General features: G+C 41.6%; 15 protein-coding genes. 11 read left to right on the top strand and 4 right to left on the bottom strand.

What is annotated here, in order from left to right; genetic code table 11:
* Positions 1-4 precede the first annotated feature (4 nt).
* From BLS35_RS24515 to BLS35_RS24490, 6 genes are read left to right on the top strand one after another with little or no spacing between them, the layout of a single operon-like run.
* Positions 5-1492, top strand: a complete 1488-nt coding sequence (locus BLS35_RS24515; protein WP_090786353.1) for a RagB/SusD family nutrient uptake outer membrane protein — start codon at positions 5-7, stop codon at positions 1490-1492.
* A gap of 31 nt (positions 1493-1523) precedes the next feature.
* Positions 1524-2450 carry a hypothetical protein gene (locus BLS35_RS24510; protein WP_090786351.1) on the top strand — a complete coding sequence of 309 codons (927 nt, stop codon included), beginning with the start codon at positions 1524-1526 and terminating at the stop codon, positions 2448-2450.
* A gap of 28 nt (positions 2451-2478) precedes the next feature.
* The gene (locus BLS35_RS24505; RefSeq protein WP_090786350.1) at positions 2479-4914 is read left to right on the top strand and encodes a zinc-dependent metalloprotease; all 2436 of its coding nucleotides are present in this window, start codon (positions 2479-2481) and stop codon (positions 4912-4914) included.
* Positions 4914-6488, top strand: coding sequence for a S8 family serine peptidase (locus tag BLS35_RS24500; RefSeq protein WP_090786348.1), 1575 nt, complete (start codon positions 4914-4916; stop codon positions 6486-6488). The genes BLS35_RS24505 and BLS35_RS24500 overlap by 1 nt, the downstream gene beginning before the upstream one ends.
* A 27-nt stretch (positions 6489-6515) precedes the next feature.
* On the top strand, positions 6516-7325 hold the full coding sequence (locus BLS35_RS24495) for a GLPGLI family protein (RefSeq protein ID WP_090786346.1): 810 nt from the start codon (positions 6516-6518) through the stop codon (positions 7323-7325).
* Between the two features lie 51 nt (positions 7326-7376).
* Entirely contained in the window at positions 7377-8930 is a 1554-nt protein-coding gene (locus BLS35_RS24490; protein WP_090786344.1) for a M16 family metallopeptidase, read from the top strand.
* Positions 8931-9141: 211 nt separating this feature from the next.
* Here the strand turns inward: BLS35_RS24490 and BLS35_RS24485 are convergent, their stop codons facing one another.
* Genes BLS35_RS24485 through BLS35_RS24470 form a run of 4 tightly spaced genes read right to left on the bottom strand, consistent with a single transcriptional unit; the run spans position 9142 to position 12713 of the window.
* On the bottom strand, positions 9142-10176 hold the full coding sequence (locus tag BLS35_RS24485; RefSeq protein ID WP_090786342.1) for an aldo/keto reductase: 1035 nt from the start codon (positions 10174-10176) through the stop codon (positions 9142-9144).
* Between the two features lie 3 nt (positions 10177-10179).
* A complete protein-coding gene (locus BLS35_RS24480; protein WP_090786340.1) occupies positions 10180-10515 on the bottom strand; it encodes an L-rhamnose mutarotase in 336 nt (111 codons plus the stop codon).
* 3 nt (positions 10516-10518) lie between these two features.
* Complete coding sequence (gene fucP / locus BLS35_RS24475; protein WP_090786337.1) at positions 10519-11781, bottom strand: L-fucose:H+ symporter permease; 1263 nt, start codon at positions 11779-11781, stop codon at positions 10519-10521.
* Positions 11782-11834: 53 nt separating this feature from the next.
* Positions 11835-12713, bottom strand: coding sequence for a helix-turn-helix domain-containing protein (locus BLS35_RS24470; RefSeq protein ID WP_090786335.1), 879 nt, complete (start codon positions 12711-12713; stop codon positions 11835-11837).
* Positions 12714-13013: 300 nt separating this feature from the next.
* Here BLS35_RS24470 and BLS35_RS24465 point away from each other — a divergent pair, with 300 nt between their 5' ends.
* Genes BLS35_RS24465 through BLS35_RS24445 form a run of 5 tightly spaced genes read left to right on the top strand, consistent with a single transcriptional unit; the run spans position 13014 to position 22899 of the window.
* Positions 13014-16091, top strand: a complete 3078-nt coding sequence (locus BLS35_RS24465) for a SusC/RagA family TonB-linked outer membrane protein (RefSeq protein ID WP_090786334.1) — start codon at positions 13014-13016, stop codon at positions 16089-16091.
* Positions 16092-16109: 18 nt separating this feature from the next.
* Positions 16110-17615, top strand: coding sequence for a RagB/SusD family nutrient uptake outer membrane protein (locus BLS35_RS24460; protein WP_090786331.1), 1506 nt, complete (start codon positions 16110-16112; stop codon positions 17613-17615).
* Between the two features lie 2 nt (positions 17616-17617).
* Positions 17618-19960, top strand: a complete 2343-nt coding sequence (locus BLS35_RS24455; RefSeq protein ID WP_090786329.1) for a glycoside hydrolase family 95 protein — start codon at positions 17618-17620, stop codon at positions 19958-19960.
* A gap of 6 nt (positions 19961-19966) precedes the next feature.
* On the top strand, positions 19967-21298 hold the full coding sequence (locus BLS35_RS24450; protein WP_090786327.1) for a rhamnogalacturonan acetylesterase: 1332 nt from the start codon (positions 19967-19969) through the stop codon (positions 21296-21298).
* A 59-nt stretch (positions 21299-21357) separates the two neighbouring features.
* Positions 21358-22899, top strand: a complete 1542-nt coding sequence (locus BLS35_RS24445; protein ID WP_090786325.1) for a rhamnogalacturonidase — start codon at positions 21358-21360, stop codon at positions 22897-22899.
* The last annotated feature ends 49 nt before the right edge of the window (positions 22900-22948 follow it).

The raw sequence follows: 22948 nt of genomic DNA, 5'->3' as shown, positions 1-22948 counted from the left end.
AGTCATGAAATTTAAAAATACTTATTTCTTTCTGCTGATGTTTACCTTAATGCTGACTTCATGCAAAAAGTTTTTAGAAGAAAATTCACAGGATCTATCTTATGCAAATTCTGCTGCTGATTTAAGCGAACTGCTTGTTGGTGAAGGATATTTGGGCTTAGTAGAGGGGAACAGTTATTCAATGGTTCATCTAATGGATGATGATTCGGAGGAGAATGTGATGGGATCGGGCTCTGGCAATCCGCTAGGTACTTACGAAGGTTTTCACCTTTGGGCACAGAAGCCTTTTATCAAAGATGGAGTTCCTGTTACTGATTTAACCTGGAAAGATATTTATCATCGCATTGCTGTAATAAATACCGTATATGAGGAAGTAGAAAGGTTTAAAACCTCAGATCCTGAGGGATACCGCAAAGTAAAGGGTGAAAGTGCATTTTTGCGTGCGGGTTACTATTTTGCTTTGGTAAATCTGTATGCTAAACCTTTTAGTCAGGTAACTGCTGAAACAGATCTGGGCGTGCCTTTGAAGCTCACCAACTACATAGAAGATAAAAAATATACCCGTGCCACTGTTGCAGAGGTTTATATACAGATTGTTGCAGATTTAGAGTTAGCTGCGACTAATCTGTCTGGGATACAACAGCCTACTGTTTATCGTGCTAATGAGGCTGCTGCACACGCTATGTTGGGGCGGGTTTACTTATTTACTGGTAAATGGGATCAGGCCTTAACAGAATACAATAAGGTAATCAATTCTGCCCATTCTCTTTTAAATCTAAATAGCTATACCAATATCGGTAGTTTTACTTATGCCGGTTCTCCTGAAACTATCTTTTCTCAGGGAGGTAATTTTCCTAACAATATTTTTTATCCTTATAGTAATAGTTATAAGGTTGCCGCTTCATTGCGAGAAAGCTATACGCAAGGTGATCTTCGTCCCATTTTTTTCTTCATAGAGCAAATGAATTGGCAGGATGGAACTACCTTTTATAATGTAAATAAATTAGCCAGCGGATCAATTGGTTCGGTTTCCAGTGAGTTTTTAATCCGACTTCCAGAAGTTTATCTGGGTAAAGCTGAGGCACAAGCCATGTTGGATCAACCTGCGGACGCAATTACTACACTTCAGAATTTAAGAAGAACAAGATTTAAAGATGGCAATGCAGGTTCAATAAATTTGTCTGGTGAAGCACTAGTGAACTTCATCAGAAACGAGCGAAGGCTAGAATTGTGTTTTGAGGGTTTTAGATGGTTTGATCTTAGAAGGTATGCTGTTAGTAGTAAATACCCAGTTTCTAAGGAGATTTTGCATAAAAAATACGCCTACAGTACTGTGAGCCGTAAAGTTGAGTATGTGGGTACTTATAGGCTTGGGACTTATTTGGAGGAAAATGGCGGTGGATATGTATTGCCACTTCCGGATGCGGAACTCACGATAAATAACGGGACTTTGATTAACAATGAACGTCCGTTAAGACAAATTATGCCTTAGTCAATAGATAGTCCATTAAAAACTAAAAAAAATGAAAAGATTAATATATATATGCTTGACACTAATTGTTCTATTTATAGGATGTGCCAAGGATAAACCCTTAACAATTTCAGGGCTGGATGTAAATTATTATAAAAAAGAAGATTCTGCTGATCCTATTGACCATTTGATTTACCAGGTTTATCAATCTACCGGCATTCCAATTTTTTACAATGACACTATAGGTGTCCAAAATAGAGGTGTGGATCTGGCTGGTAAGCCGCTCATGTATTACGAACGCCTGGACCTTAATTACTTCATTGAAGGTACAAATGGTTTTCCAACTACTTTCACGATTCCTAAAAAAAGAGCGAAGATTACTGATGGTGTGGTATTTCTAAGAGATTCAATTATTCCTGAACTAAAAAAATACAATCTTAAGCCCAGAAGTTTTTTATTAACAGATACCCTTAGGGCTTATTCCAGTGGTTATAAATATGTCAATACGATAAAGGGACTCACTACTACAGTACTAAGTAATCTGAATGTGTTAAACACCAAAACAAATGCGGCCAAATCGGCTATAAAGACTGAGATTATGGCCAATGAAATCAGCGCTTATATTTCAGATTATAAGCCGGGTACCTTGGTCGATTTTTATAAAGTTTCAGATGCATTGTTTGCAAGCTATAATCTCAGTAGTTTGAATGGTATCAGTATATCCTATTTCAATTCTTATCCAAGAAATCAAATGAATGTCAGATTTTACACTTTTTTATCTATTGCTTCTGGCTTTATCAGTTCTCCAACGAGTTTTAGTTATACCACGCCATCCAGACAGCAGGACGTAAGCGATTATATCAAGGCAGTTCTTGCAAACCAAGATGCAACATTCCTTGCCGCTAACTCCGCTTATCCCAATGTGATTAAGAAATACAATATCATGAAGACAATTGTAGAATCCATTAAGCAGAAATAAGAAGGCCATTCAATTTAATAGTACGTACATGAAAAAAAACCTAATTTTTAGGTGTTTATTGCTTGGCTTTTGCCTTTTATTTTCTCAGCTCTTAAAAGCGCAGCCCAATAAAAGGGCTGTACTTTTAAGCTATCCTAATTTTATTAAAACCGCTAGAACTGAGCGGGGGATGTTCTCTGTACACTTTTCAGATGGTCAGTACTATTTGGAAATTCCTGCAACGGCTTTAAATAAAGACTTGATTATGACCTCTAAAGTTAAATCTAGTAGTAAGGTAGTAAATAATTATGCGGGAGCGCTCTTGGCTGTTTCTAAGGTGTTCTATTTTACCAGAGAGGAAGGTAAGCTGATGATCAGACAAAAGGAGATAGATAGCCGTAGGCAGGAAAAGGGATTGGAACTTGCATTTAAGCGAAATGGCATATATCCAGTAGTGCAGCAGTTTGATATTTTGTGTCAGTCGGCACGAGACTCCAGTTTTGTGATTGGTATAGCCGATTTTATGCTTAGAAATAAGGAATTTGGAATTGACCGTTTTGAGACGACCGCTAAAGAAGTTTCTTTTGAAGCCATTATCGGTGCGCGAGCGTTCCCCGAAAATGTCAATATTGAATGTCATTTCGGTCAAACTTCTCCAGAGCCATCTGAGCAGTATGTGGTTCGCTCTATCCGTATGCTACCAACTCAGGTGATGCCAATGCGTTTTTCCGATCCGAGGGTTAACTATTTTTCGGCGAAGTTTACCAGCTATGAGGATACTAAGCAGGTAACAAGCCGTGAGTTTATCCAACGATGGAATTTGCAGCCAAAGCCTGAAGACAGGGAGCGGTTTTTAGCAGGAGAGTTAATTGAACCGGCAAAACAAATCGTTTTTTATGTGGATGATGCCTTCCCTGAATTTTGGAAAGAACCGATTCGAAAAGGGATCGAAGACTGGCGAACTGCTTTTGAGAAAATAGGGTTTAAAAATGCGATCATCGCAAAAGATTTTCCAAAAAATGATCCTGATTTCGATCCCGAAGATATCCGGTACTCAACCGTGAGGTACATTCCAGATGCGGTGGAGAATGCCAAGGGTAATTCGGTTATTGATCCTAGGTCTGGGGAAATATTGCAGGGTATGGTTTATATTTATCATGGTGTGTTAAAAATGTACGATGGCTGGGCATTTCCGCAACTCGCAGCTACAGTTCCAGGTGTTAGGGGGAAAGTGATAGATACAAATTTACTAAGGCGGATGATCCGTCATACCGCTACCCATGAAAGTGGACATGCACTTGGATTAATGCACAATATGGCTGGGTCTTCTGCTTATCCAGTGGATTCCTTGCGAAGCGGATCTTTTACTGGTAAGTATGGGATCAGTGCCTCTGTTATGGATTATGCAAGGTTTAATTATGTTGCTCAGCCTAAAGATAAGGGTGTGACTTACATGCCAATGAAATTAGGACCTTTTGACGAGTTTGCCATAAAAATGGGCTACAAACCTATCTTCGATGCAGATTCCCCTGAAAAGGATGCGGAAATGCCGATGAAATGGTTTCAGGAATACGCTGATAATCCGTTGTACAGAAACGCTGCACAGGATTATACCAGAATTCCACTCGATCCTACAGCACAGGAGGGAGATGTTGGTGACGATGCGGTCAAAGCCAGCAGGTATGGCATTGAAAACCTCAAATATATTGTTAAACATTTTTCTCAATGGGGAGCTTCCCGAGATAAAGCACAGAGGAGCGAAGCTGAAGTGTACGGTCTGGTGCTTCAGCAGTATACGGCTTACACCAATATGGTTTTGGCCAATATTGGGGGGATCCATCTGAGCAATCTATCTCAAAATGAAAAAGACAAATTCTATAAAGCAGTCCCTGTAAAGAAACAGCGGGAGGCTTTGCAGTTTCTTTTTACTGAAATGGTTGAGTTGCCAAAATGGATGAGCACTCTAAAGATTAAAGACCTACAGATTAAGCTCCTTAATTCACTCACGGACAGAGATATTTTTCAACGGATCACAAAATCCGGAGGCTTTACATCTAATCCATATACTCCTAAAACCTATATGGAAGACTTATATGAGTTTGTGTGGAAGTCTGCATTAAAACACAAAGTACCTGACGAGTACGAAAGGGCGAGACAATATTTTTTTGTGAAGGCATTGCTTTCCGGAAATGGAACTGTTAAACAACTTGCTCCCGAAGCTAAAAGAAATACAAATACCAAGTTGAACACTAACGGAATAACACAGACTAAAAGCACTGAGTTTCCAGAACTGGACGATGCTAAACCTGCCCGCGAGTGGATATTACAGGGATATCAGGATGTAGCTATGATGGACTATCAGGTGATCTGTTACTCAACATTAAAGCAGTTAAGCACATTGTTGATTAAGGCTCAGAAAAGGGGTGATAAAATCACCCGTAATCATTACGAATTTCTTTATAAAGCGATTGAAAAAATACTATAATGAATAAATTTAAAAAACTAACGCTTTTTGCGTTCCTATGTTTTGCTGGTGCTTTTAACGTTCTGGCACAGAATGACCCCGTAAAAAATTGGCATCTTTTGGACCATGAAAACGATCGTGTGTATGGAATCAGTATGGAAAGGACTTATCAGGAATTACTGAAAAATAAAAAATCAGTTCCGGTAATTGTTGCGATAATGGATTCGGGGATTGACACCCTGCATGAAGATCTGAAAACTGTATTATGGCATAGTCCGGAAGGGAACTCTGGATGGAATTTCCTCGGGAATTCAAGTGATCCTAAAAAAAATGTTACGGTAGATAGCTATGAGCGCGTCAGATTTTATTTCAGGTATTCAGATCGGTTTGCTAATCTGGATCCAAAGAAAAGGATGCGAAAAAAAAAGCAATTACTTTACCAGGAATGGCTGAAAAGCAAAAATGCAGTTTTAGCGGCTACGCCTGAGCAAAGACAGGTAATGTTTATGGGGAATCGATTTAGGTGGATAAATGAATATAACCTGATTTTCAAAAAAGTATTAAAAAAAGAAGAATATACCCTTGGGGAGATCCAATCATATATGGCGATTGACGATGCAACAAAACGGAAGCAGGATAGCTATATCAGGTCGTTTGCCGAGTTTGGCATTAGCAGTACAAATAAGCAGTTGCTAAAAGTTGCAAATCAAAAATTGGATAGCTTAAAACAGCTTGTAAAAGTTCCGCAGACAGCGCCTAAAAACTTAAGAGCTGAAATTGTTGGAGATAATGAACTTGATTTGAATGATAAATATTATGGTAATAGCAATGTGAGCGCTGGCCATGATCCTCATGGAACCCATGTTGCCGGTATTATTGGTGCTGTAAGAGGAAACAATATTGGCATCGATGGGGTGGCAGATCATGTGCAGCTGATGATGTTAAGAGTTACCCCTAAAGATGGGGATGAGCATGACAAAGATGTCGCGCTTGCCATCAGGTATGCGGTAGATCATGGAGCAAAGATTATTAACATGAGTTTTGGCAAGGACTTCTCGCAGGAGCGGAAGTGGGTTGAGGATGCAATTCGCTATGCAAATAAAAACGATGTACTTATTGTTAAGGCTGCAGGTAATGATAGCAGAAATGTTGATAGCACGTTGTTTTATCCAACTGCAAAATACCTGAAAAAGGAAGAGTTTGCACCAAATGTAATAACCGTTGGCGCCAGTAGTTATGAGAACGATAACCTGGTCGCTGGTTATTCCAATTATGGTGTGAAAAGCGTAGACGTATTTGCGCCAGGATCAGTTATATATTCAACGGTTACAGGGAGTATTAACAAATACAATATCATGAGTGGAACAAGTATGGCTTCTCCAGTGGTTGCTGGACTTGCTGCCGTTCTTAGATCCTATTTCCCACGACTATCTGCGAAACAAGTAAAAGCAATAATTGAGGGATCTGTTACCAAAATTGATGGATTCGTTAATAAGCCAGGATCCCATGAAAAAACTACACTTGATGCGCTCAGTAAAACAGGTGGAATTGTCAATGCCTACAAAGCTGTAAAAATGGCCGAAACATTTAAATAATCTAATAATTTATAAAACTAACAATTCATGAAAAAAACAATTTTACTGATCATTTCTTGCTTTCATTTGCTGGCGGCAATCAGTGTAAGAGCCCAAAGTACGGATACGGTCATTGCAAGAGTAACTTACAAGTTTTCACATATTAGGGACACTACAGATTTAACTAAGGTGTATACCCACAAAATGGTGTTGATTCTGGGTGCAAACTCTAGTGTATACAAATCTCATGCTTTGATGTTAAGTGACTCGACAACTTTGCAATATTTGGAGTTTACAAAAAATCTCAAACGGATGTCACATATAGGTAAGAATCGTACGGGGGACGAAATATATATTGATTACAAAAAGAAAAAAGCCGCAAGAGTCGATGCTATGGTAGAAAATTACTACTACGATATTGACTTTCCCATTATAAAATGGAAGATTGGGAAAGAAACGGCTACTATTTCGGGTTATAAATGTGAAAAAGCGACAGGGGAATGGAAGGGCAGAATATATGAGGCGTGGTTTACACGCCAATTGCCTTATCATTTGGGACCATGGAAGCTTTCAGGTCTTCCTGGTCTGATTATCAACGCTTCTGACCTTAAGAAACAGGTTAAATTTGAGTTTATCGAATATGAAAAATACGTTGGACCAAAGTGGTTAGTTGAGCTGCATAAGGAACATATTAATACCACCTTGGCTGAACATATAAAGAAAAAGGAGGAATACCTGGACGATCCAATTGCCTTTACTTCCAAATTGATCCCTGATGTAAAGATGGTAAGAACTGGGCCAGCATATAAAAGAGCTGCGCCTATTAATAATCCAATTGAATTGGACAATAAGAAGTAGATACAATATACCAACATAATTTTTAACAAGAAAAGTTACTTTTTTATATTTATGAGAAATAAGATCAATGTATTTGCAGTAGGAATCGTTACCGCTTTGGTATTTAACAGTTCCGTTTATGCACAAAAGAAAGTTGTTGCGCCTATAAAACCGGCTCAGACAATGAGAAAAGAGGTCGAAGGTATTTTAATTCCTAATGATCCAGATGTTAGAATCGGGAAACTTGCTAATGGATTAACCTATTATATTAGAAGGAATACTGAGCCCAAAAACAAGGCGGAGCTTCATTTGGCCGTTGCAGTAGGGTCGCTAATGGAAGATGATGATCAGCAAGGTTTGGCCCATTTTACCGAGCATATGGCATTTAATGGTACACGGGATTTCTCTAAAAATGAAATGATCAATTACCTGCAAAAATCGGGGATGCGTTTTGGCGCTGATCTAAATGCATATAGTGGATTTGAGCAAACAGGGTATAAGCTACCAGTTCCTACCGATAGCGCTGAAAGATTTAAGGATGGCTTTAAAATTCTAGCCAATTGGGCAGGAAAAGTAGTCATGGAAGATAAAGAAATCGACAAAGAGCGTGGTGTTATTATTGAAGAAGATAGCAAACGTGGTAAAAATGCTAAAGAAAGAATGAGTAGGCAGCTGATGCCATTATTGCTGAAAGGTTCCCGCTATGAAACCCGCATGCCAATTGGTAAGACAGATATCCTGCAGACTTTTACGCACGATAAGATTCGCAGATTTTACAAAGACTGGTACAGACCGAACTTGCAGGCTGTAATTGCAGTGGGGGATTTTGATGTAAATGAGGTGGAAAAATTAATCAAAACTAATTTTTCTGACCTTACGAATCCGGTTAATTCCAGACCACGCTTAAAATACGATTTGCCAGACAATAAAGAGCCACTGGTAAAAGTCGTTACTGATTCAGAGCAGCCTTTTAGTACTGCTGTGATTATTTTTAAGCAACGAGGACAGGTCACCACGACAACTGCAGACTACAAAAAAACATTAATTTATTCCATGATCAACAGTATGTTGGCTGCAAGGTTACAAGAAGTTCTTCAGAAAGGAAATGCACCATTCCTCTTTGCACAGACTGAATTTGGAGCCTATCAGGGAGGTTTAGTCCCAGGAATTAATGCTTTTCAAACTTCGGTAGTGTCATTGTCTGCAGCTACACTGGAGAAAGCGATTAGTTCGGCGTTGGCTGAAAGCGAAAGTGCTAGTAAATTCGGGTTTTTGGACTCTGAGTTGAGTGTTGTAAAAAAGAATATTCTTGCGAATGTGGAGAAGCAGCTTAAGGAGAAAGATAAAACCCCTTCTGCAACTTTTGTTCAACAGTATTTAGCTAGTTTTCTGATAGGGAGTAGGGTTCCGTCTATCGACTTTATATATGCTGAAACTCAAAAGGCAATTGCTAGCACTACACTTGAAGAGGTAAATAAGTTGGTAAAAACATTGATCACGAAAGAGAACAGGATTATTCTTGTACAGGCTCCGGAAAGAGAAAAAGAGGATCTTCCTACTGAAGCCCAGTTGGTTGCTGCTGTTGAAAATGCCATAGATAAATCTCTGATAGAGAAAAAACCATAGCTGGACAAGGGTGGTTAGTTAATAATAGATGAGATGGTACAAGTTTTCCGTTTAGTCAATTTGAATTTTCTATAAATTGAAATTTAGGTTAGAAGCGCAAGTTTCCCGGATGGGGGTGCGCTTCTTTTATCATCCGAATTCTGATAAAAAAAGCGCCTAAGTTTCTTGAAAAAATATGGATAAGTAACTTCTATTTCATTTGAGATGATTCCTATTTTTTATCGGTGTTAAAAAAATTGATGCCTTCTAACAGGCCCTCCCGAACCATCGCCTCCCAAAACGCGGGCGGGATGGTTTTAGTGGCCATTTCAATATTCCCTTTTACCTTATAGGGTTTGCTGGTGCTCAAAGCTATGCTGTCAATGCCGGAGATATTGAATCCGAAATTGAAACACGCCTCTGCCGGCGCTATCCCAAACGTTTGGCAAAGTGCGAAGAATTGGTCGCGCCACTGATGCAGCTCAATTCCTTCAGGTGTATTTTTATCTACCTGCGAATAGTTGTAGAAATCGCTTCCAATTAGAAATCCTCCGTTGAAAACAGCTGAATTTATGATTGTTACACCTTTCGAGTGAGTTTTTTTTACAAAATCCAGCAGTTCTTTGGGGTGCGATTTCAGCGTAATGCTGTTGGCTATCATCATCCAATCTAGATCGATATGCTGTGAGATTCGCTCAATGGAACGCCAATCCTTGGCGCCGATGCCTACTGAGCGAACTCTGCCTTGTGCTTTTAGTTGAAACAACGCCTTATAGGCCTCCAGGATATCATTGAAGCGACGTTTTTCATCCAGTTGGTCTAGGGATGCTTTCAGATATTCATCAGGGTCGTGTATTGAAACCATTTGAGAGTCATAGTCGCCCAATAGTTGGTTCCCCTGTTCGAAGCATTCTAAAATTCCTTCATAACTGATCTTTTGAACGGCATCGTTTTTTAGGCCAACCCATACCCCAGGCTCAAAGGTTGGTTCAAGTGTATTAAGTTCGGTTTGGTACCATCCCAGCTTGTTGCTAATGATTACTTTCTCTTTCGGTACGTTCAGATCCTTCAGGCATTTTCCCAATGTTTCAAGAGCTAAGCCGGCTCCATATTTTCCGGCAGTATCGAAGATAGCAATGCCGCCTGGTACATTGTTCACGCATTCCCGGACAATAGCCAGCTTTATTTCGTATGGGGTTGCCTCGTAAATATTGCCCAAGCCGCTTGTGCCAAAAATCACTGGTGGTAATTTAGTTGATAATTTCATATCCTACAGTTGAAATATTTTATCCATTATGATCCATTTTTCGTTATCTTTTGCCCAGGGGATGGAGCTTTGGAATTTCCACATGAGCTGTTCCCACTCCTGGACTTTAGGATTGGAAGCATCCATTGCGGCTTTACGCTCAAAGCTGAAATTGTCATTCGTTTCCATGATCATAAACAGTCGGTTTCCGGTACGATAAATCTGCATGTCGGTAATGCCGGCATTTTTTATACTTTCCGTAATTTCGGGCCAGGCGTTACCTGAAGCGTGGTGTTTTTCATATTCGGCGATGAGAGCCGCGTCGTTAACTAAATCGAGCGCCAAGCAATATTTTTTCATATTTTAAATTAAAGTAGCTTTCACTTTATCGCCGAAGAGCACTTTGGAGCCGCTAAAGCCAAACCAAGCAACAACGATAAAGCATATCAATGGAATAATATAACCGAACTGAATATTTGAAGCATCGGCTATTTTACCCAGGACTGGGGGGAGCACCGCGCCGCCGACAATTGCCATAATGATCAGGCTAGCCCCCATTTTAGTGTCGGTACTATTTAAATCTTTTATTCCCAGTGCAAAAATCGTTGGGAACATGATCGACATGAAAAACGATATGCCAATTAGGGCAACAATCACGATAAATCCAGAGGAGAAAATAACAAAGGCCGAAAGCGCTACGTTGATTAGTGCATATACACCTAATAGCTTTGCGGGTGCGTAATATTTCATCAGGAATGTGCCCACAAAGCGGCCTAAGACGAAGGCCGCACCATAGCCATACCCCAGGTATTCTGATGCCGTCCGCTCATCCATATTTACAGCCTTCCTTGCAACGTTTATAAAGAAGCTGGCTACGCAGACCTGGGCACCGACGTAAAAGAACTGGGCTATTATAGCACCACGCAGGTGCGTAAATTTTAAAATACTTCTAAAACCACTCCCAGCTTCAGCGTTGTCTTTGCTGTCTGGCAGTTTGGCGAAAAAGAAAATTGCTGCGATAACCAGGATAATGATGCCCAATGTTAGGTAGGGCATTTTCACCCGGTCAGCTTCTGACTGAAGGTAGATTGCCAGATCCGTTGCAGTCATGTTATCTAATTGCAACTGTGTATATTCTGTCCCCGAGAGAATCAGCTTGCCGCCGATGATCGGTGCCATTAATACGGCCAGACCATTGAAGGATTGTGCAAAATTTAAACGTTGAGTGGAGGTTTCTGGTGGTCCCAGTATGGTCGCATAGGGATTGGCTGCCGTTTCTAAGAAGGTAAGTCCGCTAGCGACAACAAACAATGCACCCAAAAAGAAAATGTATTGATTTGTTCCTGCTGCAGGTAGGAACAATAAGCAGCCGATACCGAATAGGGCAAGGCCGATAATGATACCTGCTTTGAAGCCATACTTACGCATCACAAATCCCGCAGGCAGCGCCATTACAAAGTAAGCGACAAATACCGATGAGTCTATCAGTGATGACTCCAGATAGCTAAGCTGGAAAGCCTTCCGCAAATGTGGTATCAGGATGGGATCCAAATTGTGTGCAAATCCCCAAAAAAAGAAAAGGGAAGTTACGAGAATGAATGGGAACAAGTACTTGTTTTGTGTCATGTTGGTTTAGGTTTGTTGAACAATAAAAACGATATATACACACTTTGGTTGTGCTAGGATGAGTGTTTAAACTTGGTTCTATAGTCTGCCGGGTTCATTGTGGTTACCCTCTTGAATATTTTAAAGAAGTAAGGCATCGTCTCAAATCCGGTCCGCAATGCGATTTCATATGTAGACATTGATGTGCTTGTTAAAAGATAACGAGCTCTTTCAATACGCTTATAATGAATGAAGTCAATCGGCCGTTCACCAGTATGCTGCATGAACACCCTCGAAAAATAATCCGGGTTTAGGTTTACATGGTCTGCTAATAAGGCAACCGATAATGGCTTGTCCAGGTTCAGTTGGATATAACTTATTGTATCAAGTACTTTTGAAGGAATTTGAGGCGATGAACTACTTTTAAAAACATATGGGTCAAGAAAGCGGGAGAGAAGTTGCAAAATGATTCCCTGAGTTTCCATCGAACAAGATAGGTGTTGAAAATTGTTTAGATCCCGGTATTGCTTATAATAGGCACTTTTTTCATAAACTGCCGGATCATCAGAGCGGTTAATGCCCCTGTTGGGATTGATTTTCAGAATCCGTTTAAAATTTGCAATATCATGTTCTGATGCTTGTATTCCCATTATACTTCGGTGTTGGGAGAACAATGAGATACCATCAGCAGATTCTTCAAAGAACTGGATGAAATACTGTGTTAACCGCTGATCACAGGAAAGGTTACAAAGAGTAAAGCTGGGAATAAGGTACATCCCGCCAGCTTCTAGATTTACTACCTGCGAAACATCAGAAATTGTACCCTCACCAGCTTCGATAAAATATAGCCTGTAATAGGGACTAACTATATTTCGATAGTTCCAATGATGATCTAATTCTACACGATCTACGTGTAGCAACGAAAACAGGTGTTGGATTTCCTTTTTTTCCATAATTCCCAGAATAACCTCATGTGACTATCTTGGTTCTATAAGATTATCACCGTGTAAATATTAGAAAAAAAATATCCCGATTATAATAATAGTCGGATTTGTATATTAAGTTGTCTAGTTTGTATGCTATAAACCCTTGGGTTAGGCTATAGATTTGTTATTGTAAACCAAATAATAAATACTTCTATGAACATATAAAACAACTACGCAATTTTATTGAAATCGATTTCAAGGAGAATTTTTCTTGTCTATAGCTTATTATTTGCTATTACCAACTAACCAATTAACCAAATTAAACGTATGAAATGTTTTTACAAAAGAACAGAGGGCTCTCTGTTTCGTCTTGCAATTATTTTATGCCTGTTGTTATATTCTACTATAACCTATGCACAGCAGAGAATTACAGGTAAAGTCGTATCGGGAGGTGAGCCTGTTATGGGCGCTACAATATCGGTAAAGGGCGGCACTTCCAAAGTCTCCACCGATATCAATGGTAAATTCTCAATTGCAGCACTTCCAGAGGCTGTACTAATCATAAGCTATGTCGGATTTGAAACCGTTGAGTATCCTCTTAATAATCGAATTTCAGTATCGATTTCTTTAAAGGAATCTCCTCCGCAGCTTTCCGACGTAATAGTAGTAGGCTACGGCACCAAAAAGAAAGTGAACTTGACAGGATCGGTTGCCACGGTGTCTGGTGCTGATTTAAATAAAAGGGTAGTAACTAACCCTGCGTCATTATTACAAGGTAAGCTTCCCGGTTTGTCTGTCGTCGAAAATTCGGGCGAGCCTGGGAATGAGGGGGTTTCGTTGAAAATCAGAGGTAGCGGTACTTTCAGTGCAGCCGGCAATGAGCCTTTTGTAATTATTGACGGTATACCGGGGAGCTTGAGTAATGTGAACGCCAACGATATTGAGTCCATTTCGGTGCTGAAAGATGCAGCATCTGCCTCTATATACGGGGTAAGAGCGGCGAATGGTGTCATCCTGGTGACAACCAAAAAGGGGGCTGAAGGTAAGTTTAAACTTGAGTATAGCTATAATGCAGGCATTACTTCTGCCTCCAGGACGATAAACCTAGTTACAAACTCGGTGGAATATATGGAGATGTATAATAAGGCGGCCCAGCATTCTGGATTGTCAACAAGTTATCCCGCAGATTATATTGCGCTCTATCGTAATCCCACTGATCCGAAATATGTAAACTATGACTGGCAGAAGAATTTGTTAACTACTGTCGTTTCACAGAACCATTATTTAAGTGCAAGTGGAGGAGCTGGTGGTACTACATATAATATAGGATTAGGCTATATCGACCAACCCGGTACGATGAAGGGATTCGAGTATACCAAATACACTTTTCAGGCAGGATTGAATTCTGCTGTAAACAAGCATATATCTTTCGGAACCAATATGAATATTACCATTGGCGACAGAAGGTATCCGCGGCAGGGTGGTGCAGAGCAGTACATCGGTGCTCTTACTCAAGCTCCGATGTATGGGCCCTTTACCTCTGACGGTTCGGGTAAGCTGACCAACACCAACAAATCAGATCCTACAGGTATTTTTCACAATAAAAATCCAGAAGCGGTTGCACAATATGTAGTGGCAAATGAGAAGCCTCTGGATCTAATTGGAAGCGTGTTTTTAAAGGTGAAATTGACTGACGCATTGGTTTGGGATACGCGTGGTGGATTGACTTACGGTTTTGCCAAAACGAATGATTTTAGGCCTGTTGTACCGACTTACGATTACTATTCCAACCAGTTCACTGGAAACCTGGATGTCGGAGCAAACGGATTAACTATAAGCGATAATAACCGGATCAATCCGCTGATCTACACCCAACTTACCTATAATAAAACTTTTGGCAATCATTCTGTGAACGGATTAGCCGGAACGCAGGCAGAATACAACCGCACAGAATTTCTTACTGGTTTTAGAAGAGGGTTTATCGGTAATGAAATAAGGGAACTGGCAGGTGGTGGTGCTGATGGCCAAACGGTGAATGGGACGGCGACGGAGTTTAGTTTATTATCGTACTACGGACGCGTAGGGTATGACTATAAAGGTAAATATTTACTGGAGGCGAATTTTCGGTATGACGGTTCTTCACGTTTTGACGAAAGTAACAGGTGGGGATTTTTTCCTTCCTTTTCAGGTGGCTGGCGAATTTCGCAGGAAAAGTTCCTTCAAAATGTGACTTGGTTAAGCGATTTAAAACTCAGGGCATCATGGGGGAAGCTGGGAAATCAGAATATCGGTATATATCCTTACCAGGATATTCTGGATGTGTCATCAACTTATCCACTTGATAATAGTGGCAGCGTTGTCAGCGGGGCGACACGGCCTAGCTTGGTAGATCGGAATATCAAATGGGAAACTACGCGTATCCTTGATTTGGGAATAGATCTTAATTTGTTCAGTAACAAACTAGCTATTACGGCTGATTGGTTCGAAAAGAGAACATCCGATATTCTTCGTGTGTCACAAATTGCTGGATATGCCGGTGTCAATGCGCCTACGATAAATGGTGGTGTGTTACAGAACAAGGGCTGGGAAACGAGTATTCAGTACAACAATAAGATAGGTGACATTACTTACGGATTAGGAGGGATGTTTCAGGCGGTTAATAATAAGTTGCTAAAGTTCGGTGCTGAAGATATCTCTAATTCAACGACGATTATTCGTGAAGGACTACCTTATAAATCCTTTTATATCTGGCAATGGGATGGTATTTTTCAATCACAGGATGAGATCAACAGTTCTGCCAAACAGCCTTTTAATCCAAAACCCGGTGATCTAAAGTTTAGAGATATCAGTGGGCCAAACGGTCAGCCGGATGGAATTATCGATACCTATGACCGTACTGTAGTTGACGGTGCGTATGCGAAGTTTAACTATTCGTTTAACCTCAATGTTGGTTACAAACGGTTTGATTTGACTGCTTTCTTTTACGGAGTGGAAGGGCAGAAACAATATGTTCAGCGCTGGGGAAGTGAACCATTTACCCAAGGCACCGCTCCAACGGAGCGGTGGAGGAACGCATGGACGCCAGAGAATAAAACGAATGCTCTGCCGGCCCTTTACGTATGGGGTTATGCACCAATAACCAATACGGTTTCTACCTATTTCTTACAGGATGCCTCGTTTTTCAGAATCAAGAATGTCACCCTTGGATATAACGTACCTACGAGTTTTCTGAAAGTTGCAGGTATTAGTGATCTAAGGGTATTTTTTACCGGGGATAATTTGGCAGTTTTTACTAAGTATCCAGACCTCGATCCAGAGCGTACGCCGGTTACCGGACAGAATTCAACATTTGCGGCTTATCCACAGAACCGAATTTTTACGTTCGGCGCACGGGTAAAATTTTAACCACTTAACTCAACAATCATGAAAACAAGCTTCCATTTTAAGCTATATTGCCTTCTTCTTTTAATGACCTTTGTTGGAGCATGTAAGAAGGATTTCTTAGATAAAAATCCACTATCCCAGTATTCCACTGAAATATTCTGGAAGAATGAGGACGATGTAAAAACGGCGTTAGCCGGAGTTTACAGCAATTTAAGTCGTCAAGCAGAGGGATTTGGTTCATTTACCATGTGGTGGGACTCCATATCCGATGATGCATTTACCAGCGGTGGCGTCTGGAACTCGATAGAACAAGGGCAGATAGAATCTACGTCTGGTGGTATTGTAAGTGATTATTATATAAGTAATTATAGGTCGATAGCCGTATGCAATTACTTTTTGGCAAATGTAGATAAAGCTCCGCTTACAGAAGCTGTGCTCAATCAGTATAAGGCAGAAGTTCGGTTTATAAGGGCTTATTATTACTTTATGCTCAGCGAGGTATATGGCGGACTGATCATATCTTTGGAGCCTGAAGGGGTTACTGCTCCAAAGCCAGTCAAGAAAACAAAGGTGGAAGTTGTTTCCGTTATTTTGAATGATCTGGATTTTGCCATAGGTATTCTTCCTAATGATGCTTACACCGGTAGGGTAGTGAAGGCTGCCGCAATAGCGCTCAAAGCAAAAGTTTTGTTATATAATGACAGGTTTCCGGAATCAGCGGCAGCTGCTGCGCTGGTTATCAATAGTGTAGACAATAAGTTTGGCATTTCTTCCGATTTTATGGGATTATTTGTGAAACCCGGCCAGCGCAGTTCTACTAATAAGGAAATACTATTTTCGGCACGTTATCAGTTGCCAAATATGTTTCATACCCTAGACTACCGGTTGGGATGGCCGCAATTTGCCACGATACAGCCTATTCAGAGTCTTGTGAGTGAATATGAAACACTTAACGGCCAGCCAGTAGATCCTGCTAATCCTTACAATAACAGGGATCCGCGCTTAAAGTATACGGTTTATGTTCCTGGGATGCCATGGAAGTATGGTGCTGCCGGCATTTTTAACCCCGCGCAGGAGGGCACGATAAGGACCGGATTTATGCCTAGAAAATATATTGATGAAACCAAGGCGCCTGCGGGTTATCCAACACAAAGTGACCAGGATATCGTCATCATACGTTACGCAGATCTCTTGTTAATGTATGCTGAGGCTCAGAATGAAGCTTTTGGTGCTGACGAAAGTGTCCGTTCAGCGATTAATAAAGTTCGGCAGCGGCCGGGGGTAAATATGCCAGATGTCCCGGCAGGTTTAACCCAGATACAAATGAGAGCACGAATCCGACACGAGCGAAGGGTAGAGCTGGCATTGGAGGGCAGTCGTTATTTTGATCTGAAGCGGTGGAAGATTGCCAAGGAGGTAATCACTCAGATTGTCAACCCAGGCGGGGTAACCAGAAAGTTCTTGGATAAACATTATTTATGGCCGCTTCCGCAAACAGAGATCAATATTCTTAACGATCCGTCGCTTCAAAATCCCTTGTATTGATCATGAAAAAAACGATCTGTTTTTTACTGCTGGCAGTGTGCGTAAACCTGGGGATCGCCCAGGAAAGTAGCCTTTCTATTTGGTTCAGGCAACCTGCCGCTACCTGGAACGAAGCATTGCCGGTAGGTAACGGGAGGTTGGGAGCTATGGTTTTTGGTGGAATATCGACCGAACGATTACAGCTCAACGAGCAAACGGTCTGGTCGGGGCAGCCGGTTGACTTTGTAAATGCTCGCTCAAGAGAGACTTTGCCTATAGTTCGTCAATTGCTTTTTAAAGGTAAATATGTCGAGGCACAGAAGCTGGCACAAGATAGGATGATGGGCGTTAAAAAAGCAGTCGGTTCCTATCAAACTCTTGGGGACATACAAATGGACTTCGATCTACCGAAAAAAGAAGTGACTAACTATAAGCGGGAACTGGATCTGGAAACTGCCGTGGCCACGACAAGTTTCCAGATTGCAGGGATTACTTACAAGCGGGAGGTATTTTCTTCCAAGCCAGATGAAGCTCTGGTTGTTAGGCTCACTGCGAGTAAGCCCGGGGCATTGACCTTTTCCTTGAAATTGACGCGACCTGGAAATAAAGCGGCTATAACTTATTACCAGCGTACCGTTAAAATGACCGAGCATGTAGGCAATGACACCGGTGTGGTTATGTATTCAAGATTGAAGATTTTGAATAAGGGAGGAACTGTGTATTCGGGTCAAACTGGCATTCAGGTTGACAAAGCGGATACGGTGGTTTTGTTATTGACTGCTGCCACTGATTATTGGGGTAAAAATCCTGAAGTGCTTTCATTGGAACAGCTTAATGCAGTCGAACCGAAAGACTATAAAGCGATATTGTCGGCACATCTCAAAGATTACCAGGGATTTTTTAAAAGGGTAGATCTGGACCTAGGAACAACTGATGCAGTTTATTTCCCGACTGACACTCGTGTTGCAGCTATGCAAAATGGAAATATTGATCCCCAGTTGATAAAACTATATTATCAGTTTGGCAGGTATCTGCTGATCAGCAGCTCCAGGCCAGGGGGATTGCCTGCAAATTTGCAGGGAATCTGGGCTGATGGTCTAAATCCGCCCTGGGGTGCTGACTATCATATCAACATCAACATCCAGATGAACTACTGGCTTTCGGAGGTAACGAACCTTTCGGAATTGCAGGCCCCCTTTTTTCAGTTTATCAGCGATCTGCGGCCCGACGGGCGAAAGACGGCCAAGGAGATGTACGGGATGAAAGGTATTGTTGCCCATTACACGACTAATGCTTGGCATCAGACGGAAACAGGTGGCAGGACCCAGTATGCTATGTGGCCGATGGGCATCAATTGGAGCGCACAACATTTTTGGGAGCATTATTTGTTTAGCCTAGACAAAGTTTTTTTGGCTCAAAAAGCCTACCCCCTGATGAAAGACGCAGCGGAATTTTGTTTAGATTGGTTGGTGGAGAATCCCGAGACCAGGCAATTGGTATCAGGGCCATCTATCTCTCCAGAAAATACATTCAGAACCAAAGACGGTGTGGCAACCATGGTCATGGGGCCAACGATGGACCACATGATTATCCGAGATTTGCTCAAAAATACCGTTCAGGCAAGTATTATATTAGGCAAGGATCAATCCTTCCGTACTAAACTCGAAGCCGCATTAAAGCATTTAGCCCCTACCAGGATTGGATCTGATGGTCGTATTATGGAATGGACTGAGGAATTTGAAGAACCTGAACCGGGACATCGCCATATTTCCCATTTATTCGGGTTACATCCCGGTAATGAAATTACGGCGAATACCCCGGAGCTGTTTGCGGCAGCCAGGAAGACCATCGATAAACGACTGGAAAGCGGAGGGGGCCATACCGGATGGAGCAGGGCTTGGATCATTAACTTTTTTGCTCGGTTGCAGGATGGTGAAGCGGCCTATCAGAATATATTGGCCCTATTACGTAAGTCTACCCTGTACAACTTGTTTGACACACATCCGCCATTTCAAATTGATGGAAATTTTGGGGCGACTGCGGGAATCTCTGAAATGCTCTTACAAAGCCATGCAGGAGCAGTCCACTTGCTTCCGGCTTTACCATCAGCGTGGCAGAAAGGATATATTCGCGGTTTAAAGGCTAGGGGTGATTTTGAAGTTGATATGGATTGGAGTGGGGGGCAGCTAAAGAATGCCCGCTTACTGTCCATTTTGGGTATACATTGCGTGCTAAGAACCGGTTTGCCTGTCGAGGTAAAGGGGGGGCGGGCAAAAGCAACCGAGCTTACTGTCAATGGACAAACCCAATATGAGTTGTCTTTTCCCACAAAAGCAGGGGAAATTTATGAAATCGTTGCTAAATAATGAATTATGAAAATTAGACAATTTATAAGTGTTTTCAGTTTATGCATGTTATCCTTGAGTTCCTTGCTCGCGCAGCCAGTAAATTATCGGTTCGACTTCGGCGAAGGTGTGCCAGCAAAAGGATATTTGAAAATTTTGCCAGAAGACAAGTATACATCAGAAAAGGGTTTCGGATTTATTTCCGGAACAGAATTGGTAAGCGTTACCCGTCATGGAAAAGATATTTTAAGAACAGATTATATTACTTCCAAACAACCTTTTTATTTTTCGGTAGACATTCCAGATGGAGACTATAATGTCACCGTTTACCTTGGAGATGAAGAAGGGACTTCATCCCAAACGATTCGTGTAGAGTGTAGGAGGTTGATGGTTCATCAGCTGGCTACCCCAGAGAAAATGGTTGTGGCAAAACAGTTTACCGTACATAAACGCTCGGTTGTGATTAATGGTAAGGAAAAGGTGTTAATCAAAGAGAGTGAAAAAGATTATTTGCACTGGGACAACCAGCTCACCTTCGAATTTAACGGAACTAATCCCAAAATCTGTGGTTTAGTGATCGAGAAGACGGCCAAGCCCATTACAGTTTTTCTCGCAGGAAATTCTACCGTCGTAGACCAGGTCCGCGAACCCTGGGCGGCTTGGGGGCAAATGATCCCTTCTTTTTTTGTTCCCGGTAAAGTGGTAGTAGCCAATTACGGAGAATCAGGTGAAACTTTAAAAGCTTTTCAACGGGAGAAGAGATTGGATAAAATATGGAGTATGGCAAAAAAAGGTGATTATCTATTTATTGAATTTGCCCATAATGATCAGAAATCGGGGATCAATTTCGTTGATCCGTTTACCAGCTATACCGCTATGTTGAAAGAATACATTGCTGAAGCCAGGAAGCGGGGTATACATCCTGTGTTGGTGACTTCTATGCTTCGGAGAAATTTTGATGACCAGGGTAAAATTGTCAACACACTAGGAGACTATCCTGAGGCCATGCGCCGCTGCGGTAAAGAGATGGGCGTGACAGTCATTGACCTGAATGCAATGAGCCGGGTACTTTATGAGACCTGGGGCCCCAAAGAATCGTTGAAGGCTTTTGTGCATTACCCGGCAAATACATTTCCGGGTGTCGCCCGTGAATTAAAGGATGATACCCACTTTAATCCCTATGGGGCCTATATGCTGGCTAGGTGTGTCGCTTCAGGTATTACAGATCAGCATTTGGGAATCTCGAAATACTTAAAAGAAAAATTCAGACACTTTGACCCGTCGAAACCTGATTTGCCCGACAGTTTCGTCTGGCCACTTAGCCCTCAGGTTGGTGCATTAAAACCCGAAGGCAATTAGTGGAAATGAAAAGAAAATGTATGAATTTAGTTATAAGAATGTGTTTGTTAGCAATATTGATGTGCTCATCGGTTGCATTGCGTGCCCGCATGGGGCATTTTCAAAACGGTGTAAATATTCGTGATTTCGGCGCCAAAGGCGACGGTATAACACTTGACACGGAATCAATCAATAAAGCCATCGATGCTGCTGCTGCTACTGGCGGGGGCACAGTTTACTTTCCCGCCGGCACCTATGCTGCGTATTCTATTCATCTAAAGAGCAATATTAGCCTTTATCTGGACCAAGGAGCGACCATTTTGGCGGCCGAGCCGCTTTCTGACGGTAATGGTTATGATGCTGCGGAACCCAATGAGCATGATAAGTTCCAGGATTTCGGTCACAGCCACTGGCATAATAGCCTGATCTGGGGTGTTGGACTGGTGAATGTGTCGATCCTTGGTCCAGGAACCATTTATGGAAAAGGGCTTACTAAAAATGTGGCGCGCCCTGGCCAGGGAAATAAGGCTATCGCTTTAAAGCTTTGTCGCAACGTGATTCTGAGAGATTTTACGATTTTATACGGTGGACATTTCGGCATCCTAGCGACTGGTGTGGATAACTTCACAATCGATAATTTGAAGATCGATACAAACCGTGATGGGATAGATATTGATTGCTGCCGAAATGTTCGAGTTTCCAACTGTACGGTAAACTCACCCTGGGATGATGGGATTTGTCTGAAAAGTTCTTATGCACTTGGTTTTGCACGTGCTACTGAGAATGTGACAATAGCCAATTGCCAAGTAAGTGGATTCGATCATGGCACGTTCATTAACGGAACTTATCAGAAAAATGAATCAGGTATGGTACCCGACAAACAAGGGCCGACCGGGAGGATTAAATTCGGGACAGAAGCGAATGGTGGATTCAGAAATATTACGATTAATAATTGTCTGTTCGAATACTGCCGTGGGCTCGCTTTGGAAACTGTAGATGGGGGTGTGTTGGAAGACGTCGTAATCAGCAATATTGTGATGAAAGATCTTACGAATTCACCAATTTTTTTACGACTCGGTGCACGCATGCGAGGGCCGGAGGGGACAGCCCCTGGAAAACTGCGCCGGGTTAGTATCAATAACTTGGTCGCCTATAACGCAGATTCACATTTTTCGTCGATCATTGCTGGACTGACGGGAAATGACATAGAGGATATTAAATTGAGTAATATCCGGATTTACTATCGACCTATTGATTCTCCATTGGTGAAGATCCAATCGGTTGTGCCAGAATATTCGAAAGACTATCCGGAACCTCAACGCTTTGGTGTGATGCCTTCGTATGGATTCTTCATTCGTCATGCGCGAAACATCGAGATGAATAATGTGGAGGTGAGCTACATGGGAAAGGAGACCAGGCCGGCCATAATGCTTGAAGATGTAAAAGGTTTAATACTGAACAACTTTAAAGCACAATCACCAGCAGGAACCCCTGTAATTATTCAACGAGGATCTAGAGATATCACTATTTTCCCTGTTGGCTCAATTCCCAAAAATAAAGTTCAGAAAGAACCTACACCGGCTACTGTGCCCGATCCTGTACCTCGGCGCGGGCAGAGCTGAATAGGCAATAAAAAATGTTACAAAAAATCGCATGAAAAAAATATTGGTT

This window comes from Pedobacter sp. ok626, assembly GCF_900100435.1.
Classification (GTDB): Bacteria; Bacteroidota; Bacteroidia; order Sphingobacteriales; family Sphingobacteriaceae; genus Pedobacter.
Note: the sequence above shows the minus strand (reverse complement) of the source record. Positions and strands in the feature narration are given on the sequence as shown.